The following is a 24,494-nucleotide window of genomic DNA, read 5'->3' as shown; positions in this document are numbered from 1 at the left end:
AACTATCCAAAGCGAACATGATGAATAATCCTCATGAACTTCTAACCTTTATCGGGGTATTTTCAGTAATGACTCTGGTATAATAGTGGTTATACATAAAGAGGCTTTATACCAGTAGAAAGGATGTTATTATGAATTTTTCAATTAACCAGGAACTGTTAAAGAAGGCACCAGTATTTTATCAGGAAAAAGAAGCTTTTAGTGGGGTACATAAAATTGCTAGCAGGGTTATCCATGATTTGGAGTTGGTTTTCGGCATTGCACCACAAGTCACTATCGAAAAAACAAAGCTAGGGAAGACTGTTATTATATACGGTACTATGAACCACAGCCCAATGCTTCAAGAGTTGGAAGAGAAAAAGCTCATTGATGTAACAGAAGTCGCTGGAAAAAGAGAAGTCTTTTTATTTCAAGTGATTGACCAGCCATTTGATGGCGTTGAAAAAGCTTTAGTTATCGCGGGAAGTGATAAACGTGGTACGATATATGGTCTTTTCCATCTTTCAGAGCAACTAGGAGTTTCACCTTTGGTTGATTGGAATGGCGTGAAGCCGCAGCCAAAAGAATCATTTTCTCTAGATGGGGATTTCAAATATATTTCTAAAGAGCCTTCGGTTCGTTACCGTGGTTTCTTTATAAACGATGAGTGGCCAGCTTTTGGTACATGGACGAACGAAAGGTTTGGAGGATTTAATGCAGAAATGTATGACCACGTCTTTCAACTTTTGTTGAGATTAAAAGGAAATTATATGTGGCCTGCAATGTGGTCGGCGCAATTCAGTGAAGAAGGACCAGGGTTGGCTAGTGCAGAATTAGCAGATGAATATGGGGTTGTCATGGGAGCATCACATCACGAGCCTTGTTTGCGTAATGGAGAAGAATATCGATATCTCCGCGGCGAAGATTCAATTTACGGCGATGCTTGGAATTTCATTAGCAATAGAGAAGGAATCACTCGTTTTTGGGAAGACGGCTTAAAGCGTAGCGGAAAATTTGAAAACGTAATTACAGTCGGAATGCGCGGTGAACAAGATACCTCTATTATGGGGAAAAACGCGACATTGGCTGATAATATTGAATTATTACGAGACGTTATCCAAACACAAAATAAATTGATAGAGGACAATGTCAATCCGAACCTTTCAGAAGTACCAAGAATGCTTGCTTTATATAAAGAAGTCGAACCATTCTTTTATGGGGATGAAACTACACCAGGGTTAATGGGCTCAGAAGAACTTGAGGATGTCATTTTAATGCTTTGTGACGATAACTACGGAAATCTTCGTACATTGCCAACCGAAGAGATGCGTTCTCATAAAGGTGGATATGGCATGTATTATCATTTTGATTACCATGGTGGTCCTATTTCATATGAGTGGGTCAACAGCTCATACCTTCCAAAAGTTTGGGAACAAATGAGTATGGCGTATGATTTTGGAATTCGCGATCTTTGGATTGTCAATGTTGGTGATATTGCTACACAGGAATTCCCGCTATCCTATTTCCTCGATTTAGCTTATGATTTTGACAAATGGGGAACGAATGCCGTCAACAAAACGGAACTTTATACGGAACTATGGGTTGAAAAACAGTTTAGTAGCGTATTCGGTGAGACTGACATGAAGAAAGTGTGTGACCTATTGAACGGCTACACTAAGATAGCCCATAATCGAAGACCTGAGCATATGAATGTAAATGTCTATCATCCGGTCAATTACAAAGAAACAGATCATTTATTACAACAAATTGATCACCTTTTGAGTATTGCAGATGACCTCTATAAGAGAATTGACCCTAAAGAGTTACCAACGTATTTTGCTTTAGTCTATTATCCTGCTGTAGGAAACCTTAATGTGCAGAAAATGTGGTTACTCAATGGGAAAAACCAGCATGATGCTAAATTAGGTAAAATGGCAGCAAATAAACTAGCAGAAGAAATTAAGAAGTGTTTGAAACGAGACAGAGAGTTAGTCGAAGAGTACCATGCGATTGATAATGGGAAATGGTATGGAATGGGATTGTCTGAGCATATTGGGTTTGTTCATTGGAATGAAGACGAATGCCAGAATCCAATCCTTTCTAATGTACTGCCTGCTAATAAGCCGAGGTTGGTCATTACCATTGATGGAACAGAGCAGAAGAGTGAAGGAAGTCCATGGCATGTCAACCAGTTGTTCTTAAACGACTTTTTACAACCGGATATTGAGGAGGCATCCTTTACCATTTCGAGCCTTAGTGACCTTCCGGCAGAGTATAAAATAACAAGTAACCATTCATGGCTTACATGCTCTAAAGAGAGCGGGAGTTTAGACGGGATTACAAACACGCAAGACGTTATTATTACAAAAATAGATCGAAGTGCAATGAATGGAGAGACAGAGGGCAGAATTACAGTAGAAACGCCAGTGGGTGCGTGTACGATAATTGTGAATGTTGCCCAGGTAGATGTTAGTAGTTTAGCAGACGGCACATTTATTATGTCTAACGATTATATTTCTATTGAAGCTGAACATTTTGTTGATAACAAACAAGCAACAAACGAACACGGCGGTGTGAATCACTTTGAAGTTCTTAAGGGGTATGGCAAAACGTTATCAGCAGTAAAGGCGTTCCCGACAACGGAATACTTTACGGTAGGAAAAGATGCCCCGTATCTCGAGTATCATTTTGTCGTGGATGCTGCGGGAGTTTATGAAGTAGAGCTTTACATGCAACCGTCCAATCCAGTTACAAAAGATGGAACGATAGTATGCGGCATTCAGACTAATGATGGTGAGACTACCATTGTTAATACACTGCCAGAAGGGTATCGTGTCGATGGTGAAGAGTGGGCTGTTCGAGTACTGAACAACATTGATACACAAACTTGCAGTATACACTGTAAAGAAGGTTTAAATACATTAAAAGTATATGCAGTGAGCCCTGGCTTTGTTTTACAAAAACTAGTAATTTATCCAGAAGGTAAGAAACCTGCGGACAGCTATTTAGGACCAACAGAAACATACTATGTAGGTAGATAGGTGCAACAAAGGGATTGGTTTATACGCCAATCCCTTTGTCTATTAGGAATGAATGGTTTGTGCGTTTTGGTTCATAGTAGAGGAGTTTGTTCTCCATAAACATACTGCAATCCATGTACAGCCAATAGCAACTAGCAAGCCGTGAGTGACTCTTAGTGGTTGGTCAAAAAAGAATTGAGGAATATACGTGCTCATCCCAATTGCAAAGGGAATCCCACACCATTTCATAAACTGTTCAGATTTCCAAATGGCAGTAGCAAGAAGTATGGAAGAAATAGCTAGTAGTAATAATCCAGTAACAAACATAATTAGTCCCGCTCCTGACCGCACAGTTACTGCTAGATTAACGAGATCACCTGACTGAAGTCTTATCGCTTCCTGCCCAATAGCATATAGACCAAATGTTTCTCCCCCATAAAACGGCAAGATTAGTCCTACTCCAATTACACATAGAAACAATGCCCAATAAGTAAGCGTTGTTCCTTGTAAAGAGTTGTGAACTCCATGTAATCCAAGTGGTAAAAGGGTGAAAGCAACCATCGCTAGCATATGCGCCACTAACCATTCGGTAGATGCAAAGGCGATGGCACCTTCCAAGGATGTTTCATCAGAAAAAGGGCGTAACGCAGGATAGATGACAAACATAATTCCAGCAAAAAATAGAGAAAACGCACTGACGTGAATACGACGCTTAGTCGTAGTAAAAGGCATTGATTCGCCTCCTTCTATTCATATAATGGTATATTTACTATTACTATATAGAATGAACAAACGAGGATGTAGTGAAGTTATGTAAATGTTCTATTAAACTTTTATTGAAGTCAGTTTTATATTTAATGAAGAGAGAAACTGCTATGTTAAGAAGCATACCAACCTAACGTTTTAAACGTGAAAGAAGTATTTGTTAGTCTAGAGTGTGAAAATACTGTTAAGAATAAGTATTAAAGAGGTATTAACAAAAAATATAAAAGCGTTCTTATAATTGTACTAAATATCAAAAAAGTTTAGGCCAAAAGCATAAGGGCTTATGTATAATGGAGATAGCTTGCTAGAATGTTTTCATAGGAGTTTGATGAGATGGAAGATAATAATAAGTTCAAGATGGATTATACCCATTGGACGAATAAAATATTACAATTTTATTGGTTGATCGTAATTATTTCTATCATAGGGCAATGTATAGGATTGTTAATTACAATTTATTATTCTCTAGAGGGTACTTGGTATTTTATATTGAATAAGTTGATTTTGCCAACGGTTATTCAAGTTATTGCAATCCTTGCGTGTAAGTACATTATTAATAGAAAACCTCATTACAGGTCGCAATTATTAACGATTACGGGCACGATAGTAGCGTTAGTGATGATACTGGTTCATTTTGCAGTTCCCGGTTTACAGGTAACGTTGTTATTACCAATGGCAGTTACCATAATATATTTTGATAAAAGAAAGTTAAGATTTAGTTTTATCATAAATGTTCTTGCATTAAACGCCATATATTTGTATGGCCCGGTTAGGAAATCTGTTACTGAATTTGAATATATGTCTTACCTTTTTGTGCTCATAGCCGGGTATTTTATATTCTTAGTCGTATTACAAAGGACGAATGAGATACTTCAAAATCTTAGACAAGCTTCGGAAAAAGAAAAAGAGTTAATCGTAAAAAATGCGATTATGGAAAGACTTTCTAAAGTAGATGCGCTTACAGGATTATACAATCATAAGACGTTTCATGAGTATATCGACCATCTTGTAGTTCAAAGTAAGAAGTATGCTATGCCATTACAATTAGCCATTGTTGATATAGATAACTTCAAAAGTATCAATGATACGTATGGACATAGTGTAGGTGACATTGTTTTGAAGCGGGTTGCTGAAGCTATTTTATCTAAAGTGACTGAAGATGATATCGTTGCCCGTTATGGTGGTGAAGAATTTGCAATCATTCTTACCAATAAAAGCATGGAGGAAGCTCATTTAATTACTGAAAAAGTGAGAGCATACATTGAGGCCATGGAACATGAAGAACTTGATAATAAAAAAGTAACTGTCAGTATTGGTCTAATGAATTATTCTAATCATCTTACAAAACTTTCTTTTTTCCAACAGACAGATGATTTACTATACCAGGCAAAACGAACTGGAAAAAATAAAGTAATATACAAATAAGCGCAAATACAAGGACATAAGTCTATACTTTCAAGAGCTTCACGCAATGGCGTGAAGAACCAATAGCTAGAGCAACAATCTTTGAGAAAAGAGTCATAAAAAAACATAAATAAACATTGCCATAGAAGAATTACTCTTCTCCTTTTATCTTATCTGATTTACAATAAATAAGTAAAAGTAAATGGTAGAAGGGAAATGTAATTTGAAAAATGGAAACGAATAATACAAATGAACCTAATCAAAAACAAAGCAATATAAGAGCTATCATTAGAAATATCGTATTGCATAAATACTTTCAACCAATTGTGATTGCAATTATCATGTTTAATGGACTAATTATTGTTGCAGAGACATATTTCACAGGGAATAGCCTGTTAATAATAATTGATAAAATCATTGTATGGGTATTTGTAATTGAAATGTTTTTAAAAATTGTCGGACTCGGGAATAGAGGGTATTTTTCTGATAGATGGAATATTTTTGATTTTATGATTGTCGTAGCTAGCTTACTTTTCTATACAACGGCATTCGTGAGTGTACTACGATTAGTAAGGGTTTTACGACTTATCCGAATGATACCAGCAATTCCAGCACTTCGGAGAATCATTGACTCTTTAATGGCATCTGTACCAGCATTAACAGGTATACTTGGTTTGTCCATTTTAATTTTCTCTATTTATGCGATAATAGGTACAACATTTTTCCGTGATGTCCTTCCATACGAATTTTTTGGAAGTTTTCACACGTCTCTCTTTACGCTTATGCAGGTTGTAACTTTTGAATCGTGGGCGAGTCAAGTGGCAAGGCCAATTATTAATGCGATTCCATGGGCTTGGGTTTACTTTGTTTCTTTCATTATCATTGGAGCATTGGTTATTTTAAACCTTGTAGTAGCTGTAATTTTAAGTTACTTAGGACAAGATGAGGAAGCTCAACGTGAGGAACAAATGAAACGGTTATTTTCAGAAAATCAAGAACTGAAAAATGATATTCAAGAAATAAAACAAATACTACTCAATAAATCGAAATAAAGAGGAGGGTGAGACAAAAGGTTGTATTTTACCTTTTGTCTCACTTTTTTCTTATGATCGTGAGCGTCTAATAACTTCTATTTTTTAGAAATGCTAAAAAAATTTGGTTGCTAATGTTTATTGTGAAGTAATATACTAAAATTAGTAGAATTATAGAATATTATGTCAAAATAGCACCTAAAGATTTTATGTTTGAATTTGAGGAGGACAGAAATGAATTTTATTAAGCGTGGGTTATTAAATATTACAAGGAAAAAAGGGAAGTCTATTATTCTGTTTGCTATTATTTTTATTTTAGGGAATCTAATCGCTGGAGCAATTTCAATTCAACAAGCTACCAACAGTGTTGAAGTAACCATCAAAGAAAGAATGGGAACGGCTGCAACAATAGAAATGGATTATCAGAAGTATGATGAGTACATGATGGGCTTGAGCGAAGAAGAGTTAATGAATTTTGATTATTTTTTCGACAGTATAGGTGTTGACCTTATCAAACAAGTTGGTGAACTTAAATATGTTAAGTATTACGACTATAGTACATCCAGCTACTTAGCATCAAACCAAATTAAAAGCATTCAACCAGATGAAATGGAAGGTTTCAGTTATTCTATTGAAGGCTACGTTATGGATTTTCGTTTAAAAGGAACCAATTATGCACCCATCCTAGACTTTGAAGAAGGAAAAAGTCAGTTAGTCGATGGTCGTGTCTTTACGCAAGAAGAACTAGAAAATGAATCAACAGTAGCAGTTATTTCCAAAAAATTAGCGGAAACCAACAACTTACATGTCGGTGACACATTTGTTTTGACAAACCTAGTAATGGACTACTCTAAAGAGGAAGAAGAAATATATTCTTCTCGGGACATCGTATTAGAGATTATCGGACTATTTGAACCAATGAATGTAGATCGAGAGAGTAATAATGCAAGAGATGATGGAATGTGGAACTACATGGATACAGAGATTCAAAATACAATCTATGTATCAAATGGAATCATTTCAAGTGAGAATAGTTACAGTATGGAAAAAATGATGGAGTTAGACAAAGAATACGCAGAAATGATGGGAGACAGAGAATACCAAGACCATTTCACACCTATGTTCATACTGAATTCAATAGACGATGTGGAAGCATTTAAAGAAGAAGTAATGCCGTTATTGCCAGAATTTTATACGGTAAGGACTGCAACTGATCAGTATGACAGTATTTCTGGACCTATTAAGTCGATGTCTAAGCTTTCAGGTTATGTCCTATTAGTTTCTGTCGTCGCTTCTATATTAATCATTGGATTAGTTGTTCTCTTATTCTTACGAGACAGAAAGCGTGAACTTGGAATTTACTTATCACTTGGAGAAAGTCGAGGTCGAGTGGTGGGACAAATATTAATTGAAGTTATGATTATTGCTCTTGTTGGGATCACATTGTCATTGTTTACTGGACATTTGTTAGCTAGTGGGGTTTCAGATACATTAATGAAAAATGATTCTGGCAGTCAACCGGTTGAAGAAGTCTATTATTATAGTGAAATTCAGTCTGATTTATCAACTACGGATGTTTTGGATTCGTATCAAATTAGCTTGAGCTTTACGTATATTTTATTGTTTCTTGGTGTAGGATTAGCAACCGTGTTATTGTCTACCATTGTTCCACTAATTTATATCGTAAGACTAAATCCAAAGAAAATCTTAATGTAATAGAGAGGTGATTCAGATGATATTAGAAGCAAAAAACGTAGACTATTATTACCAAGATGGTGAAAGTCGTCGCTATATTTTAAGAGATACAAACGCAACATTCGAAAAAGGAAAGTTCTATACAATTTTAGGACAATCCGGTTCTGGAAAAACATCATTCCTTGCTTTACTTAGCGCACTAGATTCACCGCATGAGGGTAGCGTCTTATTTAAAGGTCAGGATATCAAACAAATTGGGTATGAAAAATACCGCCGAAATAACATAGGGATCATATTTCAAAGCTATAACTTAATTCCTTCGTTAACTGCTGTTGAAAATGTACTAGTACCCATGTCGATTACAGAAAATGAGTTGCCTCCCGATACGAAGGCGGTTGCTTATAATCTATTAGATTATATAGGGATTGTTAAAAGTAAAGCAGACCGTTTTGTAAATCAGCTTTCAGGGGGAGAGCAACAAAGGGTTGCTATTGCACGAGCACTAGCGACAAACGTTGAATTAATCTTGGCGGATGAACCTACTGGAAACTTAGATGAAGAAATGGAACAGGAAATCATTGATATTTTCAAAAAGCTTGCACATGAACACCAAAAATGTGTGATTGTCGTTACTCACTCGAATGAAATTGCTCAACAATCCGATGAGATTTTAACTCTTAGGAAAGGTGTCCTAGCCCTCCATGAGTGATTTCTTATCAAGATTTAGTAAAGATAATTACGAAAAGCAAGCGGAAGAACAAGGCCAAGAGCAAGTCAAACAAGAAAAAACGAGTGTGAATGAACAATCCAAGGGTAATGAAGAAGAAAAAAAAACAACAACACCAAAGGAAACGAACCAAGCAATTCCAACGAAGAAACAGCCAACAGCTACTCGACGGTATGAGTCCGTTGAAGAAGTGGAAATAGATCCAACGTATCAAGCGAAAAAGAAACGCATGATTATATATTCGGCTATCGGTTCACTACTAGCGCTACTGTTAATCATTGTCATTTATTATCAAGCCGTTCATGTTGATATGGAAGACTTTGTTGGTCTTCCTGTTTCTGAAGCGCGGTCTTGGGCTAGTGAAAATGGGCTAGAAATTGAATTAACTCATGAAACTAGTAGTGAGGTCGATGCCAATCTTATTATGACACAGAGCATTCCTGCTGGGAAAAATGTGCGAAAAGGGGATACGATTTCCTTCGTCAGTAGCACGGGTCCAGACCCAGAGGAATTGATTTCTCTGCCAGACTTTGAGGAGTTAAGCCAATACGATGCTGAAACATGGATAGCCGATAATAAGGTTGAAAACCTTCAAATGGTGACAGAGTATAACGATGAGGTTGAACAAGGAAAATTTATTAAATTCGTTATCCGTGACTCTTCAATTGATGAATCGGAATATCGTCGAAAAGATAGAGCCATTGTTTATTACTCTAGAGGACAAGAAGTCTTTGAAAAGAACATAACTGTTCCTGATTTTTCAGGTAAAACAAGAACAGAAGTGGAACAATGGGCAGAAACAAATGAAATAGACATGAAATATGAAGAGGAAGATTCAAATAATGTAGAAGTCGACGTAGTCATTAGTCAAAGTATTTCTCCAGAAGAAAAAATAGCAAAGAGAGATAAAATGAAAGTCGTTGTCTCCTTAGGGAAAGCCGTAGTTGTACCGAATTTTGCTGAAATGACAATGGAAGAGGCAATGAGCTATGCGGGATTATCTGTCATGGTGAAACAAAGATTCCATGCCGAGGTTCCATATGGCGGTCTTATCTCTCAATCGATTAAAGCTGATACAAAACTGACAGACCAAGACGATACGGATATTGTCGTTGTTTATTCAGAAGGTCGCCCTTATTTACGAGATTATCGTGGCCAACTAGAAGGAGATTTACCTCGACTATTTTATGAGGATTACCAGTCTAAAGGTGCCAATATCCGTTATACTGTAAAATACGTTGATTCCCCTGAAGTAAAAGGAACTGTCGTCAGTATGAGTAATTTCCACGAATTTGTTTCAATGACGTATAAAGTGGAGATGAGAATAAGTAATAATAAGTATGCAGCGACAGCTCCTGACGCATGGGATGATGACAATGTAGTTGAACTACCGAGTGAGGAACCGGATCAAGAACCAAAATAAAAATAAACCTTATTTACGACTACCTATCGATGTAGGTTAGTAAGTAAATAAGGTTTTTTTTGTAGAAAGTAATAAAAATTGGGTGATAACACTAGATAGATAGCTTGAAAATCGAAGTGAAATAGAGAGGCTGTTTCTATTCGCACAGATATATGCCGTTTACGAGCTGCTTTCCTCTTCTTTCAACAGAAATGCCTGGAAGTCTACTCTACTTTTACTTTCACATTATCTATTGCATTATACCCATAGCCCTTTCGATTCCAGAATGGCCTTTCCGGCTGTACTCGATTAAATGAATCGGTTGCTTTCACTAATATAGAGTATTCTCCACTCTTCTGAACGACCCATTCATACGTCCATGTATACCAACCATATTTGTTATCATGTTGTTCTAGTTCGGCTTCTGCCCATGTGTGACCGTTATTGGTACTAATTTCTACTTTCTTTATTTCTCCTTTTCCTGTCCATGCGATTCCTTTTACTAAATGGTGACCTGTTTCGAGTATCTCCATGTCCTGTGGGGATTGAATAGTTGAGTTTACATTTATCGTTGTAACAGGATATGCATCTTTGATTGATTCAATATGAGGATAATACATATAATCTATATTTTGAAATGGCCCATCGAAGTGTTTGCCTATTACAGTTATCTGTTTTATCCATTTCACAGAAGCCATAGCATACCAATTTGGCACAATTAATCTAAAAGGAAACCCATGTTTAAAGGGGATGGGTTGAGTATTGCATTCATAAGCAATTAGTGTGTCAGGATGGAGTGCTTTTTCTATGGGTAAACTTCGTGCATATCGATGTATCTCTTCCGTGTCTTTGCGCTTCCCAACGTCATAACCTTCTATCACTACTTCTTTCGCCCCAGTCTCTAGACCAGCTAGTTCAAGCAGGGTACGTAATGAGACCCCTTTCCAAACCCCTTGGCTTATTGCACCTTTTTCCCATTGTTCACCAAAAACTTTCGGGTCGAAGAAACTTCTCTTATCTCCAGCACATTCAAGTACTACTTTTAATGACTTTGAAGGAAGTTGATAAATATCAGAAAGGGAAAACAATGTTGGCCTGTTTACTAACCCTCTAATTGGTAGCCAGTAGTTCAAATATGTAAGAGTTGGATAAGTAAAATGGTTTCTTCTATAAAATAGTTGGTATGGTGTACGTTTGTTAGGTACGAATGAAATCGGTGTTTCCTGATTTTCTGGTTGCAGACTAAGTGTTTTTAAAAATGGTCTTACTTTTGCATCTGACAACTTTCTTTCCCCCTTAGATTTTACACTAATACTAATCTATGTTAGGGATAGCTTATTCTAATCCGGAAAAAAGAAAAAAGGCTGGGACAAAAGGTAAAAAAACGAGGACACTGAAAAAGTTAGGTTTTTAACTTTTTCAATGCCCTCCCTTATTCCTTCATTTAGCTCCGTAACTACTAAAATGTAATGTAAGGACTTATCATGATATCAAGCGGCTTATCACCATTCTTTTGGTTCATAATTCAAATCTCGGAACAATTGTGTTTTTTCTTTTTTGGTTAAATCTCGCCACTGCCCAGGAGGCAAATTTCCTAAATGAATATTCATAATACGCGTTCGTTGCAAACGGTATACTTCGTACCCTAATGCCTCACACATTCGTCGTATTTGTCGATTCAATCCTTGCGTTAAAATAATTTGAAAATCATACTTAGAGAGCTGCTTTACTTCACAAGGAAGCGTTTTTGTCCCTAGTATTTTTACTCCTTCAGACATTTTTGTTAAAAATTCAGGAGATATTGGTCGGTCTACAGAAACGATATATTCTTTTTCGTGTTTGTTTTCAGCACGTAAAATTTCATTAACAATGTCACCATCATTTGTTAATAAAATTAAGCCTTCAGAATCTTTATCTAACCTTCCAATATTGAATATACGTAAGGGGTGATTAACCAGATCAACAATATTGCCTTTTACACCCTTTTCAGTTGTACTTGTAATTCCAACCGGTTTATTAAGAGCAATGTATACATTATTTCTTGCTACGCGAATGGGAGCCCCATTGACCCTGACATCATCTCCTGGTTCAACTTGGCTACCAATGGTTGCCCGTTTTCCATTAATGGTTACTCTGCCTTCCGTAATTAATTTATCAGCCCCACGTCTTGATGACTTTCCGGCTTCGCTTATAAATTTATTAATTCTCATGTTTACACGTCCTTGCTTTGAAGGTTGTCTCTTTTCTATTAGTTAACTATACCTTATTTTGTTAGTCGAACAAAATCGTTTTAAAAAAAAGATTACCTAGGCCATAAGTAAACATTTAGGTATAATGTAAGAATAAGGTTTTTAAATAAATGTAAGTGAGGTAAGTTATGTTACAAATTTTAAAGAGTCACAAGAAAGTTAGCATTGTAGCAGCAATAGCATTTCTGGTTAGTAGCATTTTATTCGTTTTACCATGGGGACAAAAAGGATACTCTTATCCAGAGCTGACTAGAGCGGAAGTCACTGAAACAGTTAGTCAATATCTACAAGAAACTAGTGAATTTAGTGCTGAAGAGATAAATCTAATAGAGACAAATGTTGATATGGGACTTGGTCGACATATTGAATTTGAATTAAACGACGAAGAATACGAATTGGTATTTGAGCATATACCGGTTTATACCATTCAAGCTACTTTAGATAATAGTTTTTCAGTTGTTCACGTACATCCTCTTGAAAATAGAGTCGTAGGTGCTGAGAACATTGCGATTCCAATGAATCATGATGAATCGGTAGAGACGTTTATTCATAAAATATTTCACTCTGAATACAAACTAGTAGAAGAAGTTGAAAGTGTAAGTACAGGGCTAATTCAATTAAACGATGTTTTTTTATCTAAATATACAGACAGAACTCAATTTACATTTGAAGGACCTTTTGATTATGAAGGAATTAAAGAAATCATAACAGTAGACGTAGGTACATCAATTGAGGATGACTCTAAGTTTGTGTTAGGCTTTATGCATTCAGCAGAGGTAGCTCCGCAGTATATGGTAAGTGATGAGACAACGAGAGAAATAATATCTGCCCTTATTGTTTTACTAATTCTTGGTGTGTTAGTTTTTGCATCGCTAATTCATTTTATTGTGAAAGCTAGCAAAAGAAAGGTAGCGTTCAAGCTCCCACTAGCTATTACCATATTTTTGAGCGTATTTGGTTTAATCTTTGGTTACGTGTATACGGGCAAGATTGATGGGTGGAGTTGGATGGAAGTCGGTTTATCTGCTTGGCTTGTATTTTTTATCCTTGCGATGACGATTCCTGTAGATACTCATTTTTTAAAAGGGAAACCTTTTAGAGATAAGCTTACTCAATCATTAATAGGTATGAAATCACCTATTTTGTTAGGATTGTTGCTAGCAATCATCTCACACCCTTTGTCAGAAATATTTTTTATGATTGCTGACAGAATAGGAGGGGCTTGGTTTTCTCCTGTAACGTTTTATGAGATTTATTTAATTGAGAATGTCTGGTTGTTGCCGTTTTTTGTGTTATCAATAGGGATTACAGCAGCCATTATGGAAGAAACCGTATTCCGTCGCTATTTAGCGTCAGCAATGGATAGAATTCATCCGATTTTTGCTGTACTAGTAACGTCATTTTTATGGGCTGTGTTACATATGGGCTACGATGTTTTTCCATGGTACTTACGGATTATTGAGTTGACGTTGATTATTGGTCCGTTTTTATACTGGGTTTATAAGAAGTATGGATTTTTAACAGTCATCTACTGCCATTACTTCTATAATAGCTTACTCATTTCAATGAGTTTACTTTCATTTAGAGTTGACGTCGCAATTGTCTCCTTTTTATTAACTCTTTCTCCTCTTTTACTATTCTTTTATAAAAGAAAGAAAATAGCATTAGAAGTAGCCACTGATGAAGAAATTGAACAATCAGTAATCTAACATAAGCATCCCTTAAAAAGAGTGGGCCCTGAGATAAGGGACTCCACTCTTTTTTTACGAGGAATGAAAAGTAACGACTTTGATTTCAGAACGACTTCCGATACGTAAAGGTGGTCCCCAAGTACCGAAGTCAGAAGAAACGAATATATGATTTTGCACCATAACTAAATAACCCCTAACGATTTCATAAAGAAGATTTGTGATGAAATGTCTAGGAACAAGTTGACCTCTTTGGGTGTGACCTGAAAGTACAAGGTCAATTCCTAAATCCTTTGTTTCCTCTTTGAAATATGGTTGGTGGTCAAGTAATATCGTAAACACATCTTTTTTATGACTATTAACTAAATCAGCCAATGGTTGGCGTAGTTGACTCATGTCTTTTCTGCCTATAACTTGAAATGAATTATTCCTAAAAGTCACTTCATCTTTTTAAATATTTATAAAAGTGGGTATTAGTAGTGCAGTCGAATATAAAAAAGAAGAAGAGCTCATCAGCTCATTCTTCTTTTTGTATTAATTCAATTATTTTTTATATGGGTCAATCGTTTGAATTGTACCATCTTCGTTATATTGAATTTCTGTGTATTTAACATTTCTTTTATGGTTAACGCCATCAGAAATTTCACAATCGTGATAAAATAAATACCATTTGCCCTCAAACTCAACGATAGAATGGTGGGTAGTCCAACCACTTACTGGTGTAAGGATCGTTCCTTTATGAACAAAAGGTCCCATTGGATTTTTACTAATAGCATATGCGATAAGGTGAGTCGTTCCTGTTGAATATGATAAGTAGTAGTAGTCATTGTACTTATGAACCCATGGTCCTTCAAAAAATCTTCTTTCTTCATCTCCAGCAAGGATTGGGTTACCTTCTTCATCAACAATAGAGATTTCTTTTGGTGTTTCCTTAAATGTCAACATGTCATCACTTAATTCAGCAACACGTGGTCCAAGTGCTGGAGCATTCAAGTCTGGACCTTCTGCATCAGGTAAGAACTCGCCAGTTTGCCATTTTTCTAACTGACCACCCCAAAGACCACCAAAGTAGATATAAGCTTTGTTATCTTCGTCCACTAAAACAGCAGGGTCAATACTAAAGCTACCAGGGATGTAACTTTCTTGTGGAGTAAAAGGACCTGCAGGACTTGAACTAGTGGCTACACCAATTCGAAAGATATCGTCTTTGTCTCTTGCAGGGAAATATAAATAGTACGTGTTGTTTTTAAAAGCGGCATCAGGTGCCCACAACTGTTGTTTCGCCCAAGGAATGTCTTTAACGTGAAGGACTTCACCATGGTCGACAACTGGAGAATCGAAATTGTCTATAGAAAGAACGTGATAGTCTTCCATAGCATACTGATCTCCATTATCATTTGTAGGACCATTATGGTCGAGGTCATGCGAAGGATAAATATAAATTTTACCTTCATAAACATGTGCAGAAGGATCTGCAGTAAAGATATGTGATACTAAAGGTACGTTTGGTTGGACTTTTTTTGTCATAATCACTACTCCTTATGTAAAGTAATTAAATAACACTATTCATATCGTACCAAATAAAACTTACTTTGTACATTGAACAAACTAAGCTAGTTACCTATTGTTTTTTACAACAGGAAAAAAGGTAACGTTAAAGTTGCCCAATTGTTAATGTAGAAAGCTAATTATCGTACATATTTTGTTCCTTATACTTCTTACTTATTCGTCAAAAATTTTATGGAAAGAAACAGAAAATCAAATTATATTAAAGGTTGATAAAACGGCTAACTAAAAGTATGATCGGGTATAGACTCATAGATTTTTACTAGGAAGCAAGATTTTGTATCATCCAGTTAGGGATTTTTACTTTTGTAAGCGCTTTAATTGTAGTTCCGTTTCAACTTTTTAAATGAGTTTCATAAAGTAGGAAGTGGCCGTTTTATGAGTTAAAGGAGCTGATTTCGATGGGGAAAACAAAACATTTGGGTCCTATGAAAAAATCAAAAAAACTTGCACCAAAACATTGGGTAAGCCCTATACCTTTTGGTTTAGGAAAAGTAAAACCAAAACATATTCGTGATTCATTTAAGACGTTTTGGGAGAATAGAGATAATCTGGGATACGCAACAAACATTATAACCAAAGGGGTTTGTGATGGTTGTGCTTTAGGAGTATCTGGGTTAAGAGACCAAACTTTGACAGGACCACATATGTGCTCTACACGATTTAACGTCCTCCGTTTAAATACAATGCCAGCGATTAAAGAAGATATTCTTCACGCAGATATTAATGAGTTAAAACAGTATTCAAGCACAGAGCTTAGAAAGTTAGGGCGTATACCCTATCCATTAATCCGAAGAGCAGGAGAAAAGAACTTTTCAAGACTTTGTTGGGATGAAGCAATGGAAATAATAGCAGATAAAATGAGAAAATTAGATCCTAAACAATTTGCATTTTACTTAACTTCAAGAGGGATAACAAATGAGACTTATTATGTTGCCGCTAAAGTTTCTAGATTTCTAGGAACAAACCATATTGATAATGCCTCAAGGATTTGTCATTCCCCAAGTAAAACAGCGTTAAAGAGATCAATTGGAGTAGGAGCTTCTACTGCAAACTATCAGGATTGGATTGGTACAGATATCTTGTTGTTTTGGGGGAGTGTCGCATCAAATTCTTCACCTGTATCAACTAAGTATATGCTAGAAGCTAAGAAAAAAGGGACAAAGATTATTGTAGTAAATCCATATAAAGAGCCCGCTATGGAAAATTATTGGGTTCCGTCTGTTCCCGAATCCGCTTTGTTTGGGACAAAAGTTGCTGATGATTTTTACCAAGTTAATATTGGTGGAGACATCGCCTTTATGCATGGCATTATGAAGCACTGGTTTGAAATGGATGAAAAGGAATATGGCTCTGCTATCAATCATTCGTTTGTTCATGACCATGTTAATGGATATGAACAAGTAAAAGAAAAGGTTCTTGAGCAAACATGGGAGGAAATTGTCTCATCCTCAGGTATAAGTAAAGATAGAATTATTGAACTGTCAGAGCTGCTAGCCAGTAGTAAAAATGCAGTAATTGCTTGGTCGCTTGGACTAACCATGCATTCTTTTGCAACGGATAATATTTCGCAAGTGGCTAACCTTGCTTTATTACGAGGGTTTCTTGGACGAAAACATAACGGATTAATGCCATTTCGTGGACACTCTTCTGTGCAAGGAAGCGGTGAAATGGGGGCAGATCCATTTGTATTACCAGGTGGAGAGTACAACAGTGATAATAGAAAAAGAATTGAAAAACTATGGAATTTCGAATTGCCGGATTGGCAAGGTGATATTGTAGGTGTGACCCTGGAAAATATAGTTCTACCAGAAGACCATGACCGAAAAATAAAACTATATTATTTATCAGGCGGAAATTTCTTGGAGACAATGCCAGAACCTGATTTTATAGAAAAAGCACTTTCTGAACTTGAAATACGTGTTCATCAAGATATAATTTTAAACACATCTACTCTCGTTGATGCGAAAGAAGCCGTCATTGTGTTGCCGGCGAAAACTCGTTACGAACAAGAAGGAGGAGGTACTTCTACATCTACAGAACGGATGGTTTATTTCTCTCCTGAAATAGAAGGAAATAAAAACCGAATTCCAGAGGCACGTGAGGAATGGAAGATATACATTGATTTAGCTAAACGCGTAAAACCAGAAACGGCAGTGAAAGTAGATTTTCCTGACGCTCAAGCGATTCGTGATGAAATAGCCTTAGCGAACCCAAGTTATGATGGAATCCAACATCTAAAAAAACAAGGTGATGTGTTCCAATGGGGAGGAGCTTGGTTATGTGAAGATGGAGTTTGCCCGACACCTGACGGAAGAGGAAATCTAATTCCAGTAGAAATACCTAAATTAAATAAAAAACAAGGTGATTTTTATATTACGACAAGACGAGGTAAACAATTTAATTCAATGGTCTATAGTGAAATTGACCCGGTGAACCAATCAGAGCGTTATGATGTATTAATGAATCGTGTTGATGCCAAAGAAGCTAGTATACATGAGGGCGAAGCAATTGTAGTCTATAATCAGTTTGGAGTATTCCAGGGACGTGCAAAGTTTGTCTCCATCGCTAGAGGAAACCTTGGAGTACATTTTCCAGAAGGAAATTTTTTATTACCAAAAGGAAGGTATGAAAAATATGCGGGAATGCCTGACTATAATATAGCAGTAAAGATAGAAAAAGCAGACCGGTTCAATGCCCGTAAAGATATCAAATATTATGAGAAGCGGATTGAAGATTTAGAAGTAAATGTAACGTAACAGATAACTCGGAAAAGATATTTACAACTCTATAAAAGTATATAATAATAAGAAAAGGAAATGAGATAATTGGCTCGTTTCTATGGAAAGAAGTAAAACGGTACGTAGTAGTTTGAATTTAATATTCCTTGGTGGAAATGTGTTAGATAGTATTGCTAAACATAAGCCAAAATAGTACGCAGGTTAAACTGCACTATTTTGGCTTTTTTTATTGGAAAAAAATGTTGTTAGGGGAAAACACCGAGATGCAAGATTATACACTAATAAACCTAGAAGAAACATACGAGTACTTACAGTCAATTCGAGTCATATCCAAACTATCTCCAGTTGCATTAGTAAGTATCGAAAGAGCGATGGAAGAAATTGAACGGTTTGCTTCCAGTAACGGTCTGCCGCTTATTGCCATGTTCAAAGATACATTATTAGATATTGAAAATTTAAAAAAACAAATTAATAAACTCTTAACAGAAGAACAGAACGATAAGAGGTTAATCAATGATTTAGTACATTACATTAAACGGTTAGTAGATGAAATGCTCGACAAGGTCCAAGAACAAAAAATGAAACTAAAAAGGGTTGATTCACCATATATAAATAGCGGGATTCAGATGCTTACGTCGCTAGAAAAACAGTTGATAGTAATCGTGACATAACCTCTAATCTAAAGACTTTTATTATTAAATGACAATCATTGGTCTATACTAAATAACAGTCTTGAGTGAGAGGTGTTTACCGTGGAAGATGATTTGCTTAAAATACAAAAAAACATAAGTGCATATACGGGGAAAATGTTTCGTGAATACTTCGGTAAAGGACCTGAGTCAGTATATACCTCACTAGGTTACACAATTCTTACGATTTATTTGCGTAACTTTTTAACTCCTTCAGAAAAAGTGTTGTTAGAGCAAGATCAAATCATGACCATTCAACAGATGCGAGATACATTAATGAATTCAATTTCACCGGAATTAAAAGCCTATATAGAAATTTTAACTGGAAAAAAGATAAGAGAAATATATTATGATTGGAATTTTCACAATCGTTCGGCCATGATTACATGTATTAGCTCTGAACCATTCACTCCAAAAGAAAAGTTGAACGAGCAATTTGTTGGAAAGGAAATAGTGGACCAATGGATTATTTCGTTATCTCAACAAGCGCAAAAACCACCTGAAGAACTTTATTCTTGTGAGTTAAATGAACGGACGATAGTAATTATTCGAAACGGTATTCTTGTTAGAATTGAAAAAGAGTTAATTCGCTTAGGTTATGGTGATTTGTTGCGAAAGGTAAAAAGAAATCTTGAGAAAACATATCTACATAACAATCTCTATGAAAAAAGTGTAAAACGACAAATTGTCGACTCTTTTGTGGATTGGGATTGGGATTTAGATAAAAGTGTAATTGTTCTTTTCTTAAACCCAGTAAAGCAACGAAAGCAAAGCACCGATGATATTGATATTGAATAAATCGATAGAGAGGATATGGTGCAATGGAACAGGAGCAGATTCAGACAATTAATACTTTGATTAATAAGATGATTCGAAAAAACTTTGGTAGAGGTCCAAAGAAATGCCAAACGACGATATCAACTGAGTATGTGGTCACATACATAGATGGATTTGTATCACCAATGGAAGAGATGTTGTTACTTCAAGGACAGAAAAACCAAGTTGAAAAAGCAAGAACTGCTGTCATGAATCATATCCTTGAAGAATTGAAAGGTGCCATAAAAGTAGCATTAGACCGAGATGTGGAAGAGTGCTATCAAGATTGGAATTTTCCAAACGATACAGGTTGTATTATCTTGGTGTTAAATGAAGAGGTTGACCGGGAGAAGATGTACCAACAAAAAATCAATAACCCTTTATTAGAAAGAGAAATCGCACGAATAAGTGAATTAGTTCAAAAAGTCCCTGAAGAAATTCATATCATAAGTCTAACCCCTTCCATTTGTTTAGTGGAGAGATCGGGGATACTTATTCCAATTGAAAAAGCTCTTCTCGAAAAAGGGTTTGACGAGGAGCTAAGAGTCACAAAGGATGAATTGGAAAAGTCCTATTTCCATAGGTTTGGAAAATTCGATGAGATATTTAATAAAAAAGTTAAAGATATCTTTATTGATTGGGATTTTAAAGAAGATAAAGCTTTTATGGCTTTTATATTACAATAAACAAAAAACCATTAGAGGTTCGTCCTTCGATGGTTTTTTTGATTATTGTAAGAAATATATAATGAGTAGAGCAAAGCAAATTTATAATAACAGTAAAAGATACTATATTACTAGTAAAAGTTAGTAGAGTGATTATAATTTCTTTATAATTTTTCATGAAAAATTAGGAAACAAGACTTGATTGAGAACGGAATGTAGATGATAATAATAGTATAAAACTCCTATAAAAATAACTTTTAATGGTAAAGTTTCTTAAAGTGAGAGGTGTGCTCTACTGGTTTACGAATTAGTCAAGCTAGTGATGATTGGGCTGGTCTCTCCATTTCTCAAAAGATGAGAGCTCAAATAAGGGGACTTTCGCAATCTCAAAGAAATATTCAAGATGGAATTTCGCTTGTTCAAACTGCTGAAAGTGGATTGGGACAAATTACCGATTTGGTTCAAAGAATGAGAGAATTAACGGTTCATGCAGCCAATGAAACGTTATCAGCAACGGACCTCGAAAATATAAATAATGAACTCCAACAAAGTATGAGACAAATTGATACAATAGCCAATTATACATACTTTTACAGCCGTGGTTTACTAAATGTAGAAGCTAGCAACCCAACTACTACAACTATATATGAAGAAATCACTACTGTTCGAACAATTTTAGTCGAAGAAGAGGTAACAACAGAAGAAACGAGAACGACAGTAATCACAGAAACAAGTCTTAGGATAGAACCACCAGGAGATGTTTGGGTAAAGAGAGTAACCAACACACCACAAAACATTACAGACATTGTCTATAATGGGACTGTTTATACGGCTGTTGGGAGCCAAGGGGTTATACTGTCTTCATCAGACGTTGAAAACTGGAGTACTATCCCATCTCCTAGCCATAGAGATATGAAGCATCTACTGTGGGAAAGGGGCAATTTGTTGCTGTTGGTGCCAATGGGGTGATTTTAACATCAGGCGACGGACTATCTTGGAATGAAAGGGCATCAGAGACAACGGAAAAACTTGAAAAAATCGCCTAGAATGGTAGTAATTATGTTTCTATTGGTACAAACAATACGATAGTTACTTCTGAAAACGGAATCAACTGGAGTGTACAACCGAATCGAAATGAAATCTACATATCATTAGAGTCACGTACCCCCGTGCCATCGACAATGACTAATAAAATTTATGTCCAAGGAAACATAGTAAGAAATATTTCCAGCACTGAGGTTGTATCTCATGGACAACTACAGAACATGATTGATACTCACTTATTACAAATGGTAGAGTATTAACTTCAGAGGATGGGGTTGTATGGACTGTAAGAGCTTCCGAAACCACAGCAACACTAAAAGATATTATATGGACAGGTGAGAGGTATATTGCGGTTGGTGAACAGGGAACAATGATAACTTCTGCCGATGGATTACAATGGCATAAAGCATCAACCGGTACGACCCAAAATTTAAACCAAATTATACATACGAACACAGGTCTGGTCGTAGTTGGAAACAATGGAACGATCCTGACTTCAACAAATGGAGAAAGCTGGTCTAGCCAAACATCAGGTACAAATCAACACCTACAACAAGTAATATGGGGAAACAATCATTTTCTTGCAGTAGGATACCAAGGAGCCATAATCATTTCAGAGGATGGTCGAACGTGGACTGCTAAACATTCTGAATCCTCTCAAAATCTTAAGAGGGTAGTTTGGGATGGTACTCAATATATAGCCATTGGCGCATTGGGAACGATACTTACGTCATAAGAAGAAGAAAAAGAAACGATTGAAACGAGAGAAGAAACAACAACTGAAAATGTAACAAGAACGGTTATGGTTGAACAAACAACTTCAGAAACAGTATTAGTTCCAAGAACGATAACTACACCGGGAATAAGTGAGTCAATAGCTCTCCAAGTCGATAGTTGAGCAAATCAGACGATACAAATCACTTTGAGTGATGTTCGGACATCCTCGTTAGGTCTTTCAAACCCATTGTTTGATCAAAACTACCGATACAAACAACTTGAAGCCAAAGATACAAATCAAGCGTTACATGAGTCAGCAAAAATAATCTAAATACAAGCGAATCAAGCGGCATATTCAGTGTTGTCGCTTTTGAATCCTAATTAAGCTAATCATGTAATTAGAATCTTTTTAGTAGGGGTACTATTATGAAAACATCTAAGTTATTTTTACCTATTATTTTTATCCCTTTTGCCGTAGTATTCATCTTATTCTTAGGGAATGTTGGACAAGCACAGGAACAGCCTCATGTTAAGGATGGAAGTATTTCTTTTGATTCATGGGACTTCCGTTCACAGGGTACAGTCAGTTTAGAAGGAGAATGGAAAATTTACTGGGATGAGCTTGTTACACATGAAATGCTTGAAAATACCGACATAGAACCTGAAGTATTACATGTTCCCTTGCTCTGGAGCAAAATAGACAGACCTGAAGGATTTGCTACTTATCGACTTCTGATAACGGGGCTCGTAGAAGGTGAAATCTATTCGTTAAAAATGATGGACTTTCACTCTGCCTATTCGATGTGGTTAGATGGTAGAGAAGTAGCTAGCGCAGGTGTGGTTGGAAAAACAGCAGAGCAGGAACAGCCTCAATTTAATACGCAAAGAGTTACTTTTATTGGAACAGGTCAGACAACTGAACTGTTGATACAAATATCTAACTTTCACTTTAGAGAAGGGGGTATTTGGTTTCCGCCAACTATTGGGTTAGTGGAACAAGTACAACAAGCACATACAAATTATGTGGCGTTTGAATATATGTTATTTGCCAGTTTGATATTAGTGGGAGTTATTCATATTGGGCAATATATCAATCGCCGCAAAGACAAGGTTCCGTTATGGTTTGGTTTATTTTGTATTGCAATAAGTCTACGATCCATAGCTGTAGGTGAAATTATATTAGTGAATTGGTTTCCTGAAGCCCCGATGGAGGTAGTAACTAAATTTTCTTACTTTTGGTATTATATATCGGTTCCTTTTTTCTCTTATTTTTTATATTACATGTTTAGAGAAGAAGCATCTGAACGTGTGACGAAGATTAATGCATTTCTTGGATTTATTTTTTCTAGTCTGGTTCTGATGACTCCAGCCATTGTGTATTCGAATGTACTAATTATTTATAATTCAATTACTGTTGTTGTTATTATTTATTTTTTAGTGGTCCTCTTAAATGCGGTGAAAAAAAATCGAAGAGGTTCGGTTTTAATGCTTTTTTGCTATATTCTCTTTGCTTCAACCGTCATTTTTGATATTTTAGTGGCTCAAAATGTCGTCTATGGAAAACCATTAACTGCGTTTGGATTACTCATTTTTGTATTTGCTCAGTCTTATGTAACCTTTTCAAAGCAATCTAGAGCATTTCGAGAGGTAGAAACCATCCGAGAACAGTTAAAGGAAGCCAACGAATCATTAGATGAAAAAATTAGAAATCGAACAAAAGAACTTGAAGACTCGCAACAGCAATTGTTAACAATGAATGAGCAGCTAAGAAAGCTCTCTTACTTAGATGGATTAACGAATGTAGCCAATAGACGACTATTTGATAAAAAATTATCTGAACAGTGGGACGTATCGAATGAAAAGAAAGAATCCATATGCTTACTTTTGTTAGATGTTGATTACTTCAAATTATACAACGATGAATATGGACATCTTAGTGGAGACGATTGCTTGAAACAAATTGCGTTAGTTCTTCAAAACACGTTTAACAAAAAGTCACAGTTGGTTGCAAGATTTGGTGGAGAAGAATTTGCTATACTGTTGCCAAATACAGCAAGAAGTGAAGCTGTAGAACTTGCCAATCGTTGCAGAAAGGACATTGAAGACCAAGAAATTCCGCATACTAAATCATTAATCTCAAACTATGTAACTGTAAGTATCGGGGTGGCGTCGGTTGTTGCTAATCCTAATAAGGAGAGCACCTTCCTAATTAGAGAAGCTGACACAGCCCTGTACTTGGCGAAAGAAAATGGTAGGAACACTGTGGTAACCATTGACTAAAAAGAACTGAAAAAAA

19 protein-coding genes are annotated in these 24,494 nt (G+C 36.0%); 14 read left to right on the top strand and 5 right to left on the bottom strand.

Annotated features, from left to right (window positions below; translation table 11 throughout):
* The first annotated feature begins 131 nt into the window (after positions 1-131).
* Positions 132-3,020 carry a glycosyl hydrolase 115 family protein gene (locus tag BK585_RS21955; RefSeq protein ID WP_078556322.1) on the top strand — a complete coding sequence of 963 codons (2,889 nt, stop codon included), beginning with the start codon at positions 132-134 and terminating at the stop codon, positions 3,018-3,020.
* 42 nt (positions 3,021-3,062) lie between these two features.
* Here the strand turns inward: BK585_RS21955 and BK585_RS21950 are convergent, their stop codons facing one another.
* Positions 3,063-3,731 (bottom strand): hypothetical protein, encoded by a 669-nt coding sequence (locus BK585_RS21950; protein WP_078556320.1) that lies wholly within the window; start codon positions 3,729-3,731, stop codon positions 3,063-3,065.
* Between the two features lie 366 nt (positions 3,732-4,097).
* Here BK585_RS21950 and BK585_RS21945 point away from each other — a divergent pair, with 366 nt between their 5' ends.
* The 5 genes from BK585_RS21945 (at position 4,098) to BK585_RS21925 (ending at position 10,044) form a co-directional block, all read left to right on the top strand.
* Positions 4,098-5,189: a GGDEF domain-containing protein gene (locus tag BK585_RS21945; protein ID WP_078556318.1), complete on the top strand. Its 1,092-nt coding sequence runs from the start codon at positions 4,098-4,100 to the stop codon at positions 5,187-5,189.
* A 209-nt stretch (positions 5,190-5,398) separates the two neighbouring features.
* A complete protein-coding gene (locus tag BK585_RS21940) occupies positions 5,399-6,220 on the top strand; it encodes an ion transporter (RefSeq protein ID WP_078556316.1) in 822 nt (273 codons plus the stop codon).
* A gap of 213 nt (positions 6,221-6,433) precedes the next feature.
* Positions 6,434-7,915, top strand: a complete 1,482-nt coding sequence (locus tag BK585_RS21935) for an ABC transporter permease (RefSeq protein ID WP_078556314.1) — start codon at positions 6,434-6,436, stop codon at positions 7,913-7,915.
* 10 nt (positions 7,916-7,925) lie between these two features.
* A complete protein-coding gene (locus BK585_RS21930) occupies positions 7,926-8,603 on the top strand; it encodes an ABC transporter ATP-binding protein (protein WP_212567950.1) in 678 nt (225 codons plus the stop codon).
* Entirely contained in the window at positions 8,596-10,044 is a 1,449-nt protein-coding gene (locus tag BK585_RS21925) for a PASTA domain-containing protein (protein ID WP_078556310.1), read from the top strand. The genes BK585_RS21930 and BK585_RS21925 overlap by 8 nt, the downstream gene beginning before the upstream one ends.
* Positions 10,045-10,247: 203 nt before the next feature.
* On the opposite strand, the gene BK585_RS21920 is transcribed toward BK585_RS21925, so the two are convergent.
* Together BK585_RS21920 and rluF are read right to left on the bottom strand one after the other, a co-directional pair.
* The gene (locus BK585_RS21920; protein ID WP_078556308.1) at positions 10,248-11,306 is read right to left on the bottom strand and encodes a sulfite oxidase; all 1,059 of its coding nucleotides are present in this window, start codon (positions 11,304-11,306) and stop codon (positions 10,248-10,250) included.
* Between the two features lie 219 nt (positions 11,307-11,525).
* Positions 11,526-12,233 (bottom strand): 23S rRNA pseudouridine(2604) synthase RluF, encoded by a 708-nt coding sequence (gene rluF / locus BK585_RS21915; protein ID WP_078556306.1) that lies wholly within the window; start codon positions 12,231-12,233, stop codon positions 11,526-11,528.
* Positions 12,234-12,400: 167 nt separating this feature from the next.
* On the opposite strand from rluF, the gene BK585_RS21910 reads away from it, so the two are divergent.
* Positions 12,401-13,981, top strand: a complete 1,581-nt coding sequence (locus tag BK585_RS21910; RefSeq protein ID WP_078556304.1) for a CPBP family intramembrane glutamic endopeptidase — start codon at positions 12,401-12,403, stop codon at positions 13,979-13,981.
* Between the two features lie 54 nt (positions 13,982-14,035).
* Here the strand turns inward: BK585_RS21910 and BK585_RS21905 are convergent, their stop codons facing one another.
* Both BK585_RS21905 and BK585_RS21900 read right to left on the bottom strand, forming a co-directional pair.
* A complete protein-coding gene (locus BK585_RS21905) occupies positions 14,036-14,356 on the bottom strand; it encodes a metallophosphoesterase family protein (protein WP_078556302.1) in 321 nt (106 codons plus the stop codon).
* 147 nt (positions 14,357-14,503) lie between these two features.
* The gene (locus tag BK585_RS21900) at positions 14,504-15,487 is read right to left on the bottom strand and encodes a glycoside hydrolase family 43 protein (RefSeq protein WP_078556300.1); all 984 of its coding nucleotides are present in this window, start codon (positions 15,485-15,487) and stop codon (positions 14,504-14,506) included.
* A gap of 440 nt (positions 15,488-15,927) precedes the next feature.
* Here BK585_RS21900 and BK585_RS21895 point away from each other — a divergent pair, with 440 nt between their 5' ends.
* From BK585_RS21895 to BK585_RS21865, 7 genes are all read left to right on the top strand, one after another.
* Complete coding sequence (locus BK585_RS21895; RefSeq protein ID WP_078556298.1) at positions 15,928-18,285, top strand: FdhF/YdeP family oxidoreductase; 2,358 nt, start codon at positions 15,928-15,930, stop codon at positions 18,283-18,285.
* A gap of 245 nt (positions 18,286-18,530) precedes the next feature.
* Positions 18,531-18,938, top strand: a complete 408-nt coding sequence (locus BK585_RS21890; protein WP_078556296.1) for a hypothetical protein — start codon at positions 18,531-18,533, stop codon at positions 18,936-18,938.
* 81 nt (positions 18,939-19,019) lie between these two features.
* Entirely contained in the window at positions 19,020-19,754 is a 735-nt protein-coding gene (locus tag BK585_RS21885) for a Na-translocating system protein MpsC family protein (RefSeq protein ID WP_139367619.1), read from the top strand.
* A 23-nt stretch (positions 19,755-19,777) separates the two neighbouring features.
* On the top strand, positions 19,778-20,458 hold the full coding sequence (locus tag BK585_RS21880; RefSeq protein ID WP_078556294.1) for a Na-translocating system protein MpsC family protein: 681 nt from the start codon (positions 19,778-19,780) through the stop codon (positions 20,456-20,458).
* A 264-nt stretch (positions 20,459-20,722) separates the two neighbouring features.
* Positions 20,723-21,406 carry a flagellin gene (locus tag BK585_RS21875; RefSeq protein ID WP_078556292.1) on the top strand — a complete coding sequence of 228 codons (684 nt, stop codon included), beginning with the start codon at positions 20,723-20,725 and terminating at the stop codon, positions 21,404-21,406.
* A 445-nt stretch (positions 21,407-21,851) separates the two neighbouring features.
* Positions 21,852-22,217 carry a WD40/YVTN/BNR-like repeat-containing protein gene (locus BK585_RS21870; RefSeq protein WP_078556291.1) on the top strand — a complete coding sequence of 122 codons (366 nt, stop codon included), beginning with the start codon at positions 21,852-21,854 and terminating at the stop codon, positions 22,215-22,217.
* A gap of 407 nt (positions 22,218-22,624) precedes the next feature.
* Positions 22,625-24,478, top strand: coding sequence for a sensor domain-containing diguanylate cyclase (locus BK585_RS21865; RefSeq protein WP_078556289.1), 1,854 nt, complete (start codon positions 22,625-22,627; stop codon positions 24,476-24,478).
* The last annotated feature ends 16 nt before the right edge of the window (positions 24,479-24,494 follow it).

Source organism: Bacillus alkalicellulosilyticus, from assembly GCF_002019795.1.
GTDB classification, from domain to species: Bacteria; Bacillota; Bacilli; order Bacillales; family Bacillaceae_F; genus Bacillus_AO; species Bacillus_AO alkalicellulosilyticum.
Note: the sequence above shows the minus strand (reverse complement) of the source record. Positions and strands in the feature narration are given on the sequence as shown.

Bases quoted from the DNA above. Each gene is read 5' to 3' on its own strand.
- BK585_RS21955 (WP_078556322.1), top strand. From the start codon at position 132: ATGAATTTTTCAATTAACCAGGAACTGTTAAAGAAGGCACCAGTATTT.
- BK585_RS21950 (WP_078556320.1), bottom strand. From the start codon at position 3,731: ATGCCTTTTACTACGACTAAGCGTCGTATTCACGTCAGTGCGTTTTCT.
- BK585_RS21945 (WP_078556318.1), top strand. From the start codon at position 4,098: ATGGAAGATAATAATAAGTTCAAGATGGATTATACCCATTGGACGAAT.
- BK585_RS21940 (WP_078556316.1), top strand. From the start codon at position 5,399: ATGGAAACGAATAATACAAATGAACCTAATCAAAAACAAAGCAATATA.
- BK585_RS21935 (WP_078556314.1), top strand. From the start codon at position 6,434: ATGAATTTTATTAAGCGTGGGTTATTAAATATTACAAGGAAAAAAGGG.
- BK585_RS21925 (WP_078556310.1), top strand. From the start codon at position 8,596: ATGAGTGATTTCTTATCAAGATTTAGTAAAGATAATTACGAAAAGCAA.
- rluF (WP_078556306.1), bottom strand. From the start codon at position 12,233: ATGAGAATTAATAAATTTATAAGCGAAGCCGGAAAGTCATCAAGACGT.
- BK585_RS21910 (WP_078556304.1), top strand. From the start codon at position 12,401: ATGTTACAAATTTTAAAGAGTCACAAGAAAGTTAGCATTGTAGCAGCA.
- BK585_RS21905 (WP_078556302.1), bottom strand. From the start codon at position 14,356: ATGAGTCAACTACGCCAACCATTGGCTGATTTAGTTAATAGTCATAAA.
- BK585_RS21900 (WP_078556300.1), bottom strand. From the start codon at position 15,487: ATGACAAAAAAAGTCCAACCAAACGTACCTTTAGTATCACATATCTTT.
- BK585_RS21895 (WP_078556298.1), top strand. From the start codon at position 15,928: ATGGGGAAAACAAAACATTTGGGTCCTATGAAAAAATCAAAAAAACTT.
- BK585_RS21890 (WP_078556296.1), top strand. From the start codon at position 18,531: ATGCAAGATTATACACTAATAAACCTAGAAGAAACATACGAGTACTTA.
- BK585_RS21880 (WP_078556294.1), top strand. From the start codon at position 19,778: ATGGAACAGGAGCAGATTCAGACAATTAATACTTTGATTAATAAGATG.
- BK585_RS21870 (WP_078556291.1), top strand. From the start codon at position 21,852: ATGATAACTTCTGCCGATGGATTACAATGGCATAAAGCATCAACCGGT.
- BK585_RS21865 (WP_078556289.1), top strand. From the start codon at position 22,625: ATGAAAACATCTAAGTTATTTTTACCTATTATTTTTATCCCTTTTGCC.